At 75.1% G+C, this 13,158-nt stretch carries 11 protein-coding genes, 1 tRNA gene and 3 pseudogenes; 4 read left to right on the top strand and 11 right to left on the bottom strand.

The genetic code is table 11. The features are described 5' to 3' along the window. Window positions 1-706: 706 nt before the first annotated feature. The 6 genes and pseudogenes from JYK04_RS41805 to JYK04_RS41790 form a co-directional block, all read right to left on the bottom strand. Window positions 707-919 (bottom strand): SpoIIE family protein phosphatase, encoded by a 213-nt coding sequence (locus JYK04_RS41805; RefSeq protein WP_244372148.1) that lies wholly within the window; start codon window positions 917-919, stop codon window positions 707-709. Between the two features lie 391 nt (window positions 920-1,310). Beyond that, window positions 1,311-1,460, bottom strand: coding sequence for a hypothetical protein (locus tag JYK04_RS41800; protein ID WP_244372132.1), 150 nt, complete (start codon window positions 1,458-1,460; stop codon window positions 1,311-1,313). 166 nt (window positions 1,461-1,626) lie between these two features. Then, window positions 1,627-2,271, bottom strand: a pseudogene (locus JYK04_RS40855) (CE1759 family FMN reductase). Window positions 2,272-2,327: 56 nt separating this feature from the next. Beyond that, window positions 2,328-3,360: pseudogene (locus JYK04_RS40850) on the bottom strand (LLM class flavin-dependent oxidoreductase); the annotation flags it as partial. Between the two features lie 319 nt (window positions 3,361-3,679). Beyond that, window positions 3,680-4,462: a phospholipase D-like domain-containing protein gene (locus tag JYK04_RS41795; protein ID WP_244372130.1), complete on the bottom strand. Its 783-nt coding sequence runs from the start codon at window positions 4,460-4,462 to the stop codon at window positions 3,680-3,682. A gap of 116 nt (window positions 4,463-4,578) precedes the next feature. Continuing rightward, window positions 4,579-5,283 (bottom strand): phospholipase D-like domain-containing protein, encoded by a 705-nt coding sequence (locus tag JYK04_RS41790; protein ID WP_244372126.1) that lies wholly within the window; start codon window positions 5,281-5,283, stop codon window positions 4,579-4,581. Between the two features lie 440 nt (window positions 5,284-5,723). Between JYK04_RS41790 and JYK04_RS40840 the strand changes: the two are divergent. Both JYK04_RS40840 and JYK04_RS40835 read left to right on the top strand, forming a co-directional pair. Beyond that, a pseudogene (locus tag JYK04_RS40840) lies at window positions 5,724-6,475 on the top strand (dienelactone hydrolase family protein). Window positions 6,476-6,526: 51 nt separating this feature from the next. Further along, on the top strand, window positions 6,527-7,090 hold the full coding sequence (locus tag JYK04_RS40835) for a hypothetical protein (RefSeq protein ID WP_189746933.1): 564 nt from the start codon (window positions 6,527-6,529) through the stop codon (window positions 7,088-7,090). Window positions 7,091-7,225: 135 nt separating this feature from the next. Here JYK04_RS40835 and JYK04_RS40830 read toward each other — a convergent pair whose 3' ends face one another. Beyond that, entirely contained in the window at window positions 7,226-8,347 is a 1,122-nt protein-coding gene (locus JYK04_RS40830; protein WP_189746931.1) for a glycosyltransferase, read from the bottom strand. Between the two features lie 278 nt (window positions 8,348-8,625). On the opposite strand from JYK04_RS40830, the gene JYK04_RS40825 reads away from it, so the two are divergent. Together JYK04_RS40825 and JYK04_RS40820 are read left to right on the top strand one after the other, a co-directional pair. Further along, window positions 8,626-8,700, top strand: a tRNA-Trp gene (locus JYK04_RS40825). A 50-nt stretch (window positions 8,701-8,750) separates the two neighbouring features. Continuing rightward, window positions 8,751-9,143 carry a hypothetical protein gene (locus tag JYK04_RS40820; RefSeq protein WP_229876862.1) on the top strand — a complete coding sequence of 131 codons (393 nt, stop codon included), beginning with the start codon at window positions 8,751-8,753 and terminating at the stop codon, window positions 9,141-9,143. A 29-nt stretch (window positions 9,144-9,172) separates the two neighbouring features. On the opposite strand, the gene JYK04_RS42070 is transcribed toward JYK04_RS40820, so the two are convergent. The 4 genes from JYK04_RS42070 to JYK04_RS40805 form a co-directional block, all read right to left on the bottom strand. Further along, window positions 9,173-9,304: a hypothetical protein gene (locus JYK04_RS42070; RefSeq protein ID WP_268254181.1), complete on the bottom strand. Its 132-nt coding sequence runs from the start codon at window positions 9,302-9,304 to the stop codon at window positions 9,173-9,175. After that, window positions 9,295-9,690, bottom strand: coding sequence for a nuclear transport factor 2 family protein (locus JYK04_RS40815; RefSeq protein ID WP_189746929.1), 396 nt, complete (start codon window positions 9,688-9,690; stop codon window positions 9,295-9,297). Before JYK04_RS40815 ends, JYK04_RS42070 begins: the two co-directional genes overlap by 10 nt. Window positions 9,691-10,261: 571 nt before the next feature. Then, the gene (locus JYK04_RS40810; RefSeq protein WP_189746927.1) at window positions 10,262-10,696 is read right to left on the bottom strand and encodes a hypothetical protein; all 435 of its coding nucleotides are present in this window, start codon (window positions 10,694-10,696) and stop codon (window positions 10,262-10,264) included. Window positions 10,697-11,212: 516 nt separating this feature from the next. Continuing rightward, complete coding sequence (locus JYK04_RS40805; protein ID WP_189746925.1) at window positions 11,213-12,652, bottom strand: MFS transporter; 1,440 nt, start codon at window positions 12,650-12,652, stop codon at window positions 11,213-11,215. Window positions 12,653-13,158 lie beyond the last annotated feature (506 nt).

Genomic DNA, 13,158 nt, shown 5'->3' with positions numbered 1-13,158 from the left:
ACGGGGGTGCGGGAGTACGACGACGGCTGGCAGTGCGCCAACTCCGTCGCCCCCCTGATCCGTGACTGGGTGATGCGCCACGGCGGGACCCATCGCATGGCCGCGCCCGGAGACCGGCTGTTTGGGTAGGGCGCGGGCAGCGCGGCCGGCCGCATCCGGGGGCGGGGGCGTGACGCTCGCCCCGGGGTCGTTGGACGGGTAGGTCAGCGAAGTGCACGAAGGCCCCGGGTCGTTGTCGGGCCTTCGTGGTGTGCGGCGGCCGTCCGGGGCGGGGCGGGGCGGGGCGGGGCGGGGCGGGGGTGGTGTGTCAGCCGGGGGCGTGCGGGGCGATCGCGAGCATCGCGACGTCGTCGTGGAGGGTGCGGGTGTGGCGGGCAGGTCGGTGTTGAGGAAGTCGACGACGTCGGCGGGTCCGGGTGCGGGCGGCCTTCGAAGCGGTGGCGCAGCCGCTCCACCAGGGGGTAGAAGTCGCCGCCGGTGTCACGGGCCTCCACCAGCCGTCCGTGACCAGCAGCAGTACGTCGCCCCGGGTGAAGGGGTGGGTGCGCGCCACCGGCCGTCCGGCCCGTCCGGTCTGTCCTGCCCGTCCGGTGCGTGTGGTGCGGCCAGCCGGCCCAGGCCGAGCGGGAGCGCCGGCGGGCCGTCCAGCGTGCGTACCCGGCCGCGGGAGATCAGTACCGGCTCCACGTGCCGTGGTTGGCCACCGTCACCTGGTGCGCCAGGCTGTCGTACTCGATGAGCACGGCGGTCGCGAACAGTTCGGCGTCCCGGGTCTCCTCGGCTCGCGGACCAGCCCCCGTTCCAGGCGGGCGGCGACGGCCGGCAGGTCGTGCGCCTCGTAGGCGGCGTCGCGGAAGCTGCCGAGGAGGGCTGCGACGGTGCGGACCGCCGGGAGTCCTTTGCCGCGTACGTCGCCGATGATGGCGCGTTCCCCGCCCGGGTGGCGCGGATGTCGAAGAGGTCGCCGCCCACCATGGTCCCGGCCTCGCTGGGCCGGTACAGGCAGGCCGCGAGCACGTTCCCGACCTGGTGCGGCACCGGGCGCAGCAGGGCCCGCATCAGGGCTTCGGCGACGGAGTTGGCGTGGACGAGGTGGCGTTCCTGGCTGCGGCGGTGTGCGGCGAGTGCGGTCGCGAGGATGCCGACGACGGCGGTGGCGATGTCGGCGGTGACGTGGTGGGTCTCGCCGAGGTGGTGGGCGGTGGCGGCGAGGGAGCCTTCCAGGAGGATCGCGAGGGCGGTGAACGCGGCCACGGCGGCCGGGCCGAAGGCGTACGCGGCGATGGCGGGCAGGGCGATGAGGAAGAAGCTCACCGCCATTCCTTGTGCAGGGCGGCTTCCAGGAGGAGGACGAGGGCGGTGTAGAGGAACGGCAGCCACCGCGTCCAGGCCGGCGGCGCGGCCGGCCGGAAGCCGTCGTCGCGCGGCCGTCGGGGCGTGTCCGGGCGGGTGCCTCTCACCGCCCGCTCCCGGTGCCGTGCGGAGGGCCGCGCGCCCACGGGAGCTGTGCACACGGGCCTCCTGACATGGGCGTGATCGACTGTCACAGCGTGAGGAGGAAGCCGGGCCGAAGCGTCGATTACGCCGACCGCGGCATGTTGCCCGCCGGGTGGGGCCGCGGGGCCGTCACCCGGCGCGCAGTGCGGCCAGCCTCTGTTCGAAGGGCACCGGCCGGTGGCCGTGTGCGGGATCCGCGGAGGTGATCGCCCCGGTCACCGAACGGGGTGCGATCGCGGCGGCGGTGTCGGGGGCGGTGTCGGGGGTGGCGGGGTGCATGGAGCGGGCCAGTTCCGTGCCCGCGCGGGTGATCCGCTGTGCCAGGCCCTGTTCGCCCCAGTCCTGCGAGGCCGCGTACACGGCGGTGGGCAGGACGAGTGCGCGCAGGTGGGTGAAGAGCGGGCGCATGGCGTGTTCGGTGACCAGGCTGTGCCGGGCCGTGCCGCGGTCGCGCCGAGGAGGACCGGTGTGCCGGTGAGGGCGTCTTTGTCGATGAGGTCGAAGAACGACTTGAACAGGCCGCTGTAGGAGGCCGCGAAGACCGGGTCACGGCGATCAGGCCGTCCGCGGCCGCCACCGTGTCGAGTGCGGCGGCCAGCCGGGCGGGCGGGAATCCGGTGACGAGGTGCTGGGCGATCTCCGTGGCCAGTTCCGCAGTTCGACGGTCTCGGGTTCGGCGTCCAGGCGGGCGAGCGTGGCGGCCGTGAGCCGGTCGGCGAGCAGGCGGGTGGAGGAGGGCGAGCTCAGTCCTGCCGATACGACGGCGAGTTTCATGCCTGGGTCCGCTCCTTCGGGCCTGCCGGGCGGCCGCCACGCGGGCGGGTGGGTCGGGCGTCCGGTACGCCGGCCGGGCGCAGGTTCGCGAACTCCTTGCGCAGGACGGGTACGACCTCTTCGCCAGGAGGTCGAGCTGTTCCAGGACGGTCTTCAGGGGCAGGCCCGCGTGGTCCATCAGGAACAGCTGGCGCTGGTAGTCGCCGGCGTAGTCGCGGAAGGACAGGGTGCGTTCGATGACCTGCTGGGGCGAGCCGACGGTCAGCGGTGTCTGGGAGGTGAACTCCTCCAGGGACGGGCCGTGGCCGTAGACGGTGCGTTGTCGAAGTAGGGGCGGAACTCGCGTACCGCGTCCTGGGAGTTCTTGCGCATGAAGACCTGGCCGCCGAGTCCGACGATGGCCTGTTCGGGGGTGCCGTGGCCGTAGTGGGCGTAGCGCTCCGGTAGAGGCGGACCATCTGCTCGGTGTGGGAGGCGGGCCAGAAGATGTTGTTGTGGAAGAAGCCGTCGCCGTAGTAGGCGGCCTGTTCGGCGATCTCCGGGGAGCGGATGGAGCCGTGCCAGACGAAGGGCGCGACGTTGTCGAGGGGGCGCGGGGTGGAGGTGAAGGACTGCAGCGGGGTGCGGAACTTGCCCTTCCAGGTGACGGTGTCCTCGTCCCACAGGCGGCGCAGCAGGGCGTAGTTCTCGATGGCGAGGTCGATGCCGTCGCGGATGTCCTTGCCGAACCAGGGTAGACCGGTCCGGTGTTGCCGCGGCCCGTCATGAGGTCGACGCGGCCGTCCGCGACGTGCTGGAGCATCGCGAAGTCCTCGGCGATCTTCACCGGGTCGTTGGTGGTGATCAGTGTCGTCGAGGTGGACAGGATCAGGTGCTCGGTGCGTGCGGCGATGTAGCCGAGCATCGTGGTCGGCGAGGAGGGGACGAACGGCGGGTTGTGGTGCTCGCCGGTGGCGAAGACGTCGAGGCCGACTTCCTCGCCTTCTGTGCGATGGCGAGCATCGCCTTGATGCGCTCGTGCTCGCCGGGCACGCGTCCGGTCGTCGGGTCGGCCGTGACGTCGCCGACGGTGAAGATCCCGAACTGCATGGCTTCCCATCCCCTTCCAAGATTGTTGATGATTCAACCACACTGGGAACGGGGGGTGCGCCCGGGGTATTCCCGCCCGGCGCGGGGCCGGGGCACGGCGGCCCCGGGGTACGGGGTACGGGGTACGGGGGTACGGGGGTACGGGGTACGGGGGTACGGGGGTACGGGGCCGCCCCGCCGCGCCCGGCGGCAGGGGCCGGCGCGGCGGGGCGGGGAGCCGGGGCCCGGAGGCCGGGACGGCGGGGGCGGGAGGCCTGGGGCCCGGTGGCCTGGGGCCTGGGGGCCGGGGCCGGGGGCCGGGGGCCGGGGGCCGGGGGTGTCAGGCCTGGCAGAGGCCGCGGGCCCAGTCGTACGTCGCGGTGGCCTGGGAGTAGCGCCACTGCGGGTCCAGCAGGTCGCTCTTGATCTGTCCGGCCGCGGCCGGGCTCTCGACGACGTACCCGAAGTCCTGGAGCCAGGAGGGGTAGAGGTTCTTGGAGCCGACGTAGAAGGCGGATCCGTCGACCGAGACCAGCTTGTGGTGCTGGGCGTAGGGCTTGCCGTCCGCCCAGGTGGGCCGGTCGGACGCGCGGAAGGTGGCCAGCTGGAGGTTCTCGCACATCGCGGTGCGCGCCCGGCCGCCGTCACCGGTCAGGGCCGCCACGCGGCCGCGCAGGGCGTCGCTGACCTCGTTGAGCGACTTGATCTGGGAGTAGCCGCCGCTGCCGATCGTGCCGCGGTTGGCCGGGTCGCTGACGACGATGCGGACCTTCACGCCGGAGACGAGCTTGGCGGCGAGGGCGTCGTAGAGGCGCACGTCGTAGCGGGGCAGGGGCGGGCAGGTGGCGTGCACGTCCTGCTGGGAGATCTCGATGTGCGAGGTCGCGCTGGAGACCAGGGCGCGCAGGGCGCTCTCCTCCGGGTTGACGGTGTCGTAGTCCCGGTCGGCGTTGGTGTTGTCGTGGACCCCGATCCCGCACTTGGTGTCGCCGGCCGTGGGCAGGACGGGGCGGAAGGAGGAGGCGGGGTCGCTCTGGCGGATGCCCACGCCGAGGCCGCCGACGGCGAGCGCGGGCACGTCCCCGCCGCCCGCCGGGGCGGCGGGCCTGGGCAGGGAGGGCATGCAGTCCGCGCCGGGCGAGGCGGCGAACCAGACCGAGGCCCAGTTGCTCCTGTTGCGGCAGGTCCAGTCCCACAGGGAGTCCAGGTAGCGGCCCGCGGAGCCCGCGGCGGGCCCGGTCAGCGCGAGGTCGACGTCGGCGACCGGGTGCGAGGTCTCCAGGTAGTCGTCCTTCCAGCTGTTGATGCCGCGGTGATCACCGAGGTGCCGTCCACGACGACCAGCTTGGAGTGGTTCCAGGAGAACGCGGTCTTGGAGGTGGTCATCGAGGCCACGTTCAGGGTGATGGCGCCCGCGGCGGCCGGGCCCAGCTTCGCGAGCAGCTCGTCGCGGTAGGACGACGGGATCACCGTGGAGTGGTAGACGGGCGCGGCGCCCACCATGACGCGCACCTTCAGCCGGCCGCCCTTCTGCACGGCCTCCTTCAGGCCCGCGACGATCGCCTCCTGGTAGCCGCCGTTGGGGAAGGGCGCGAGCGTCGATATGTCCACCGTCTCGCGGGCGCCGGCGATGTCCTGGCGCATCTTCTCCAGGAGACGGCGCGATCCGGGCCGCTCCGCGCACGCCGGGTCGCCCCAGCAGCCGGGGGTCTGCAGCAGCCAGTCGGCGCCGCCGGGGACGGAGGAGCCGAGCCGGTTGCCGGCGGTGCGCTCCCACACCGAGCCCTCCAGGCCCGGCGAGACCTGGCGCAGGGTCTGCTCGACGGAGTCCAGGTGCGGTGTGGGGGCGTCCGCGGCGGACGCGGGGGCGGCGCCGAGGAGGGAGAGGCCGAGTGCGAGGGCCGTGGTGGGGACGAGGGCCGCCGCAGCGACGGTGCGTGCCAATGTGGTTCCTTGACTGGGGTGGGGGTGGCTCGGGCCGGGAGCGTGGCCGGCCACACCCCGACCTTGATCAACTCGCGTAAGTTACCAGCACGTAGCTCTTTGTTCACCCGCCCCGGGCGAGTTCCGGCCACCGGGAGCCGGGCCGCCCGCCGCGGGGCCGGGAGCGCCGACCGGGCCCGGGATCCGGGGAGTTGGCCGGGGAACCCCCGAATCCTCCTCGCGAACGGAGCCGCCCGGCGGCTAGGGTGGGCGACCATGACTCCCGGGACGGCATCGCGCCACACACGGATCGGTGACCCGGTGCTCCGCTGAGCGCCGTACGGGCCGGTGCGGACTCCCGGTCCGGGCGAGGAGCCCGCGCCGCCGCCCGAGCTCCGCCTCCGCCGTGTTCGACCACAGGCTCGCCACATCGGCCTTACCGACCACGACGGAGACAACTCATGCCCATCACGACCCTGTCGATCCCCACCCCTGACGGCCCGGCCGACGCTTTCGCCGCCTTCCCCGACCGCGGCGGACGGCAACGGCACCCGGGGTGCTGATGTACCCGGACGGCTTCGGCATCCGGCCCGTACTGCGGGAGATGGCCCTCGAACTCGCCGGGCACGGGTACTACGTACTCGTCCCCAACCTCTTCCACCGGCACGGCCCGGCACCGGTGATCGACCTCCCCGAGTACATCGGGGAAGAGGCCCGGCCCGCGGTCTTCGCCCGGCTGATGCCCCTGATCGAGGCGCACACCCCCGAACGTGTCCTGAGCGATGCCGACGCCTACCTCAGGTTCCTCACCACCCGGTCCGAGGTCGGGGCCGGCCCGGTCGCGGTGACCGGCTACTGCATCGGCGGGCTCCTGGCGATGCGCACCGCCGCGGCGCACCCCGGCCTGGTGGCCGCCGTCGCCGCGTTCCACGGCCCCGTGGGCGCCGACGGGCCCGAGGACCTTCGCCGCCTCCTGTCCACGCTGACCGCCCAGGTCCACCTCGGCCACGCCGAATCCGACATGACGCCCGAGGCCCTCGGCGAGCTCGAACGGGCCCTGGACGCCGCGGGTGTCGGCCACACCTGCGAGGTCTACCCCGGCACCGTCCACGGCTTCACCATGTCCGACACCGACGCCTTCGACCCCGCCGGGCTGCAGCGCCACTGGGACCGGCTGCTGCCCCTCCTCGGCCGTACCCTGAGCGGCGGCTGAGGCACCGGGCCCGGTGCGGGGGTTGTCCGGGCGGTCTCGTAGCCTGCGGCCATGAGCACCGCCGAGCCGGAGGCCGCTGAACCGGAGGCCGTTGGGCCGGAGGCCGTTGGGCCGGAGGCCGTTGGGCCGGAGGCCGTCCCGGAAGAGGCGCCCGGGCGATACCTGCCGGTCATCGACGCGATGATCGCGCTGCCCTTCCCGGCGGCGGACTTCGCGGACGCCGCCGGCTACGGCGGCCCGGACTTCCGCGTCCGTGTGCTGCGCGCGAGCGAGGACTTCTGGGACGACGAGTACCACCGGGCCCTGAACCTGGCCGACGCGCAGATGAGCGCCGTCCTCGGCACTCTGGCCGCGGCCCTCACGGTGCGCTGGGGCGATCCGCTCACCGTGGACCTTGGGCCGTACCTGGAGGTCGGCTTCGACGGGGAGTGGGTCCCGGAGCCGGTCGGCAGCCTGTCCCAGTGCGCCTGCAGCATGCAGGTGTGGACCGTCCCGGACCGCGGCCGCTGGATCGGCCTCACCGTCGGGCAGCACGACACGGAACTCCCGCTCGAACTCATGGCCGTGGTCGCCCGCACCCCCCTGCCCGCCCCGGGCGCCGGCGTCGCGGGCTGAGCACGAAGCCGCGTATGGGCCCCCGCCGCAGGAGTACGGGCGGGGGCGCGGTCGGGGGCAGGGGTGCGCGCTCGCCGGGTCTGTACGGCCGTCCCCGGCCGGGCCCGGCGGCCGTACTGATCCGGTATGCGCTCCTCAGGAGGCGGCCAGGGCCTCCAGGGCGGGGACCGTTTCGGCCGGGGTCGGCAGGGCCGCGTTCTCCGCGCGGAGGCGGGCGGCCGCCTCGCGCAGGGCCGGGTCGGCGGTGAGGCGGGTCAGCAGCGGGGCGTCGACGGCGTCGGAGGCGGAACGCAGGGCGGCGCCGGTGGCGGTGAGCGCGTCGGCGTTGGCGAAGTGGTCGGCGCCCTGGGGCAGCAGGAGCTGGGGCAGGCCGGCCTGCAGGGCGGTGAGCAGGGTGCCGGAGCCGCCGTGGTGGACCAGTGCGTCGGAGGCGGTCAGCAGCTCGGCGAGCGGGACCCAGGGCAGCGGGCGGACGTTGTCGGGGAGGGTGCCCAGCGGGCCGAGGTCCGCGTCGCCGACGGCGAGCAGGAACTCGGCGTCCACCGACGCGGCGGCCTCGATCAGACCGACGATGGCGCGGACGCCGTCCAGCTCGGTCAGCACGGTGCCCAGGGTGACGGCGACGCGCGGACGGCCGGCGCGCCGGAGCAGCCCGGCGGGGACGGTGCCGCCGCCGTTGTAGGGGAGGTAGCGCACGCGCAGGCCGCCCGGGTCGCCGCCGAGCGAGGCGGGGACGATGTTCAGCGCGGTGGGCTCGGCCGGGCCGGCCACCCCGTACGTCCCGTACGCCTCGGTGAAGTTGGCGGCGAGCCGGGCCACCATGTCCAGGCCGGAGGTGACACCGAAGTTGTGGACCACCGACGGGATCTTGAGCTTGGCCGCGACCAGCGGGGCCGAGGCCTGGAAGGAGTCGTAGACCAGCAGGTCGGGACGCCAGCTGTCGGCGGCCTCCAGCAGGCCGTCCACGGTGGAGCGGGAGACGAGCGCGAAGCCGTGGGCCGCCCTGTCGAGGATCTGGTCCGTGGTCAGGTCCGGTGCGACGTAGCGCACTTCTTGGTCCGTGGACTGCTCGAAGACGTCCCGGATGCTGCGGCCGTCGCCGATCTCGACGATCGGGAAACCGCTCTCGCGGAGCGGGCCGAGCGGCTGCGAGCCCGCGAACAGCACCTCGTGGCCGGCGGCACGCAAGGCCTGCGCGGTCGGGATCATCGGGAAGAGGTGACCGGCCGCGGCCGGTCCGGTGAAGAGTATGCGCACGGTTTCTCCTTGCCATCGGTCTGCCGGCCGGGGCGAGTCGTGCGGGCCCGACCCGGTTCCCTCCGGTGAACCGACGGGAACGCACGCGGCGTTCCCTCCCAAGGGGTCGATAATCGGACGTTCTGCGGTGCGGCTGTCCGGAAGAACACGACACACCCCCCGGAAGCCCTACCGGGGGCCGTGGCGGGGGGCCGTGGCGGGGGGTGCCGTGCCGGGGGGGTGCCGTGCCGGGGGGGCGGTCTGGGGGTGTGCGGCACCGGTACGATCCCGGGGCGGGCGGAGCCGTAGCGCAGAGGTCGACGCGCGCGGTCTCCAACACCGCGAGGACGCCGGTTCGATTCCGGCCGGCTCCGCCCGGCGAGTACCCCTCCCCCACGGCCCCCTTCCCTGCCAGGATGGGCCCGTGACCGGATCTCGTGCATGGACGGACCCGTGGCGGCGCAGGGACGGTTCCCTTCTGTCCCTCTGGTCGAAGGACTCGGTGCTGTCCATCGGCTCGGTGGGGTCGGTGCTCTCGATCGGCTCCGTGGGCTCGGTACTGTCGGTCGGCTCCGTGGGCTGCACACTCTCGGCCGCCTCCCTCGGCTCCTGCCTGTCCGCGCTCTCCGCCGGCTCCTGGCTCAGCACGGGCTCGCTGCTGTCCGCGCAGTCCCGCTGGTCGGTGCTGTCCTGGCGCTCACGCAACGGCTTCATGACGGCCGGCACCGCCACCGCCGTAACCGCCGCCGCCGTAACCGCCGCCGTAAGCGCCGCCGCCGGGCTCGCGCTGCACCGGGGCGGGCGCCGCGGCCGCTGAGGTGCGTACGGCGGCCCTGGCGGCCGGCGTCAGACGGCGGGCGGGGTCCAGCCGGCGGGCAGGCCGGACTGGGCGAGGACGGCGGCCAGGCTGTAGCGGTCCTCATCCGAGGCGATCCGGCAGTGACTGCCGTCCAGGCCGAGCCGGGTGGTCATCGGCACGGCGAAGGACCTGGGCGCGCCCTTGAGATGCCGGAGTAGACGGCCCGGACGGTGATGCGGTCACCGTCGAGGCGGGTGCTGCGCACGGTGACACGGACGTTGTCGATGAGGGTGCCGGCGCGGGCCTTCCACCCCGCGATCTCGGTGCGGCCGCGGAAGGTGACGCCGACGGCCCCGTCGGTGTAGGTGCCGTCGGCGGTGAACAGGGCGCCGAGCGCCCGGGGATCGGTGCCGTTCCAGGCACGGGTCCAGGCGGCGGCGATCCCCGGCACGCGCCGCCCGGTGTCCTGGGCGGCATAGGCGGTGGAGCCGGTGACGCAAAGAGCGGCGCCGGCAGTGGCGGTGGCGGTGAGCACGGTGAGGGTGCGCAGGGCGCGGGACGTCATGGCGGATGCTCCCGGGAGTGCGGATACGGGTCTCGTGCCGGCCGCCCGGGCAGGTGCGGCCTTCATGGGGCACAGACTCGTGCCCGGCGGTGTCCACTCTCCAGGCCCTGCGGGGCCGGTGACTGTCCGGCACTGCCCGCTCCTGTCCACCCGGCCCGGCGGGAGCGGGAGCGTTCCCTGCTGTTCCCGCGCCTGTACCGCGGAGCGCAGGATCGCAGGATTACAGGAAGGCCGCCGTGATCAGGTCCGGACCGTGTACGGAGCCGGACGTCCGGCCCCGGGTGGCCCGTTGCGTGCCGTCAGCCGCAAGAACCTCGCCGTACGCATGCAGAGCGGGCGGGCGCCGGTGGCGGGCTCCGGTCGCTCGAGGCCGGCGTGGAACGCCGGGCCGTGCGTCCGCGCGCCGCCGGTGACACAGCCGCAGAAGGCGCGGATGCCGTAGTGCCGGGCGCGGACGGCGCGGCGGCGGGGTCCGTCCCGCGGACGGCGGCGTTCAGGGCCGCCGTCGCCGGGAACGGCCCGCCGCGCTTCAGCGGGGCGGGGATCGCGGCGAATGTCCCCGACACGCCGTTCAAGTACCGGAGGAAGGTGTGGCACAGGACCACGCCGGATCCGCGTCAGCGGATCCGGCCGACGGCGCGGCCACGCCGGCCCGCCGACAGGTGATCGGCTCCGTCAATCCGGGCGCCGCGGCCCGCCCGGCCGCGGCGGCGGGCAGGGCGGGCGCGGCGGCGGGCAGGGCGGGCGCGGCGGCGGGCAGGGCGGGCGCGGCGGCGGGCAGGGCGGCCTGCGATGGTGACGTGGTGCCCGCGGGCGGTGCGGCGCACGCCGTCGCCGCCGTCGCCGCGGCGACGTCCAGTACGCGCGGCGGCGCGTCCCCCCCGGGCTGTCGGGGTGCGGGGGCGGGTTCGCTCGGCGATCGCGCGGCGCAGGCGGCCCCCCGGGGGGCCGGCCCTTCCTGCCAGGCGGTCATCGCGGCGGCGGACTTCCCGGGAGCTTCGGGCATCCGGCGACGACAGCCCGGACGGTGTCCCGAACGGGTGCGCCCCACCAGGGAGTTCGGCCGGCGGGGACGGCAGTCCCGCGTGATCCCGCGCACCGTCCGCAGCGCGTCCCGCCTCGCCACCACCGGGACCGGGACCGGTGGTGGCCGCCCCCACCGGCAAGGCCCCGGCGGCGCAGACCTCGGCGGGGCGGTCGTTCGGGCGGGGGTGCGGACGGGGGTGCGGGGGTGTGGTGCCCGGCGGCCGGGTGCCCTCGGTGTTCTGCGTGCGCGGGCTCCGTGCGCGGGACGCGGGCCGGGAACGCGTAACCGCCCGGAGCCCGCCGGCCGTACGCGCCCGCGGCTGCGGCCCGCGGCAACCTGCGCCCCGGCGACGTCCTGATGCTCTTCACCGACGGCCTCGTCGAGACCTCCGACCGGGAGATCAGCAAGGCGGCGGCAGCGGCGGCCGGTGCGTGCCGGGCGGTGAGTGCGGCGGGGCGGCGGAAGCGGGCGGGGGCGGTCGGGGCGGACGCGCCGTCAGGGCCGGCGGCCCGGCTCCCGCGCGGCGGCGGCGGCGTCCGCCCGCAGGGACAGGGGCGGGATCCTGCCGAGCACCACGAGCCGGTGGCGTACGGCCATGACGGCCGCCGCCGCCGCGACGATGACCACCCCGCCCAGCCGCAGGATCGCGTCGTAGACGTCCTCGGGCGGGTGCTGCGGGGTCATCGCGGAGATCGCCGCCGCCGTCCCGGCGAGGGCGATCGCGCCCAGCGTGACCAGGAACGTCAGCAGTACGCCCGAGGCCTCCCCCGCCCGCTCCGGTGCGACGACCTGCTGGGTCGCCACGCCGGAGTAGGTCCAGCCCAGCCCGAGGCCCAGGCCGCACCACGCGAACACCGGCACGTACAGCCACCACGCGCCGGCCCCGGCCAGCGCGTACATTCCGGTGCCCGCGATCGCGCCGGCGAGCGCCATGACCGCGGTCGGCCGCATGTGCCGGCCCAGGCGCGCGCCGAGCGGGCCGCTGACCGCGACCAGCAGGGCCGGGGCCAGGAACACCGTGCCCGCCAGGAGGGGCGAGAGCCCGCGTACGTCCTGGAGGTAGAGGGTGGCGAGGAAGACGGTGACGCCGTAGCCCATGTTCGCGAGCGAGCCCATCCCGGTCACCAGGACGTACGGGACGTTGTGCAGGAGCCGCAGATCGACCAGGGGGTGGCGGGCGTGCCGTTCGCGTACCGGGAACAGGGCGCCGGCCGTCACGGCCAGCGCGAAGCACAGGAGGGTACGGGCGCTCCCCCAGCCCCAGGCGTCCCCGCGTTCGACGGCCAGGGTGAGCGCGGCCAGCGAGCACACGATCAGGGCGCAGCCGGCAAGGTCGAGCCGGCGGGGTGCCGAGGTGTCGCGCGAGTCGGGTACGTACACCAGGGCGGTCAGGAGCGAGAGCAGGCTCAGCGGTGCCATCAGCCAGAAGATCCAGCGCCAGCCGGGGCCTTCGGTGAACCCGCCGCCCACGAAGGGCCCGAGCGCGGTCCCGATGTTCGCGACGCCGAACACCGCGCCGAGGGCTGCGGCACGGGACTCGGCGGGGAAGGTGTTGGTGATCACGGACACGGACACCGGGAAGACGAACGCCGCGCCCACCCCCTGCACGATCCGGGCGGCCACCAGCGGGCCCAGGCCCGGTGCCAGCGCGCAGCCCGCGGAACCGGCCGCGAACAGGGCGATCCCGGCGAGCAGACTGCCGCGCCGGCCGAAGACGTCTCCCACCCGGCCGCCGATGATGAAGAAGCAGCCGATGGCGAGCATGTAGGCGGACAGGGTCCACTGCGCGGCCGAGACGGTGACGCCGAGTTCCGCCGCGATCTCGGGGATGGCGAGGTTGAGGGCGAAGAAGTCGAGCTGGATACAGAACAGCGCGACGGCGACCGCGGCGAAGGCCCCCGCCCTCCTTGCGGCCGGTGACGTCTCAGCGCGCATGAACGCGTTCCTCTCAGCCGGCGCGAGCCGGGGGGGCACCGCCGCGGAACGGCCACGCGCATGCCCCGGTCCCATTGTGGGACCGCCCGCCACCCAGCGCAGTCCAACCGGGACCGGGGACGCGGTACGCGGCCGGGGGCGCGGTGCGGGGCCGGGGGCGGGCCGGGGCCGGAGGCGGGGCCTAGGCCGGGGGCGCGGTGCGGCCGGGCGCGGGCCGGGACTGAGGGCAGGCCTGGGCCGGGGACGCGGTGCGCGGCCGGGACCGGGGGCGGGGCCGGAGGCAGGGCCGGGACCGGGGCGCGGGCCGGGCGCGGGCCGGGCGCGGGCCGGGACTGAGGGCAGGCCTGGGCCAGGGACGCGGTGCGCGGCCGGGACCGGGGGCGGGGCCGGAGGCAAGGCCGGGGCCAGACCAGGGGCCAGGGGCCAGACCAGGGGCCAGGGGCCAGACCAGGGGCCAGGGGCCAGACCAGGGGCCGGGGGCCGGCCTGGTCCTGGGGTTCGGCCAC

Source organism: Streptomyces nojiriensis (assembly GCF_017639205.1).
GTDB classification, from domain to species: Bacteria; Actinomycetota; Actinomycetes; order Streptomycetales; family Streptomycetaceae; genus Streptomyces; species Streptomyces nojiriensis.
This window is presented reverse-complemented; position numbering and strand designations above follow the sequence as displayed.

Bases quoted from the DNA above. Each gene is read 5' to 3' on its own strand.
- JYK04_RS41795 (WP_244372130.1), bottom strand. From the start codon at position 4,462: ATGCCCTCCCTGCCCAGGCCCGCCGCCCCGGCGGGCGGCGGGGACGTG.
- JYK04_RS40835 (WP_189746933.1), top strand. From the start codon at position 6,527: ATGAGCACCGCCGAGCCGGAGGCCGCTGAACCGGAGGCCGTTGGGCCG.
- JYK04_RS40815 (WP_189746929.1), bottom strand. From the start codon at position 9,690: ATGACGTCCCGCGCCCTGCGCACCCTCACCGTGCTCACCGCCACCGCC.
- JYK04_RS40810 (WP_189746927.1), bottom strand. From the start codon at position 10,696: ATGCCCGAAGCTCCCGGGAAGTCCGCCGCCGCGATGACCGCCTGGCAG.
- JYK04_RS40805 (WP_189746925.1), bottom strand. From the start codon at position 12,652: ATGCGCGCTGAGACGTCACCGGCCGCAAGGAGGGCGGGGGCCTTCGCC.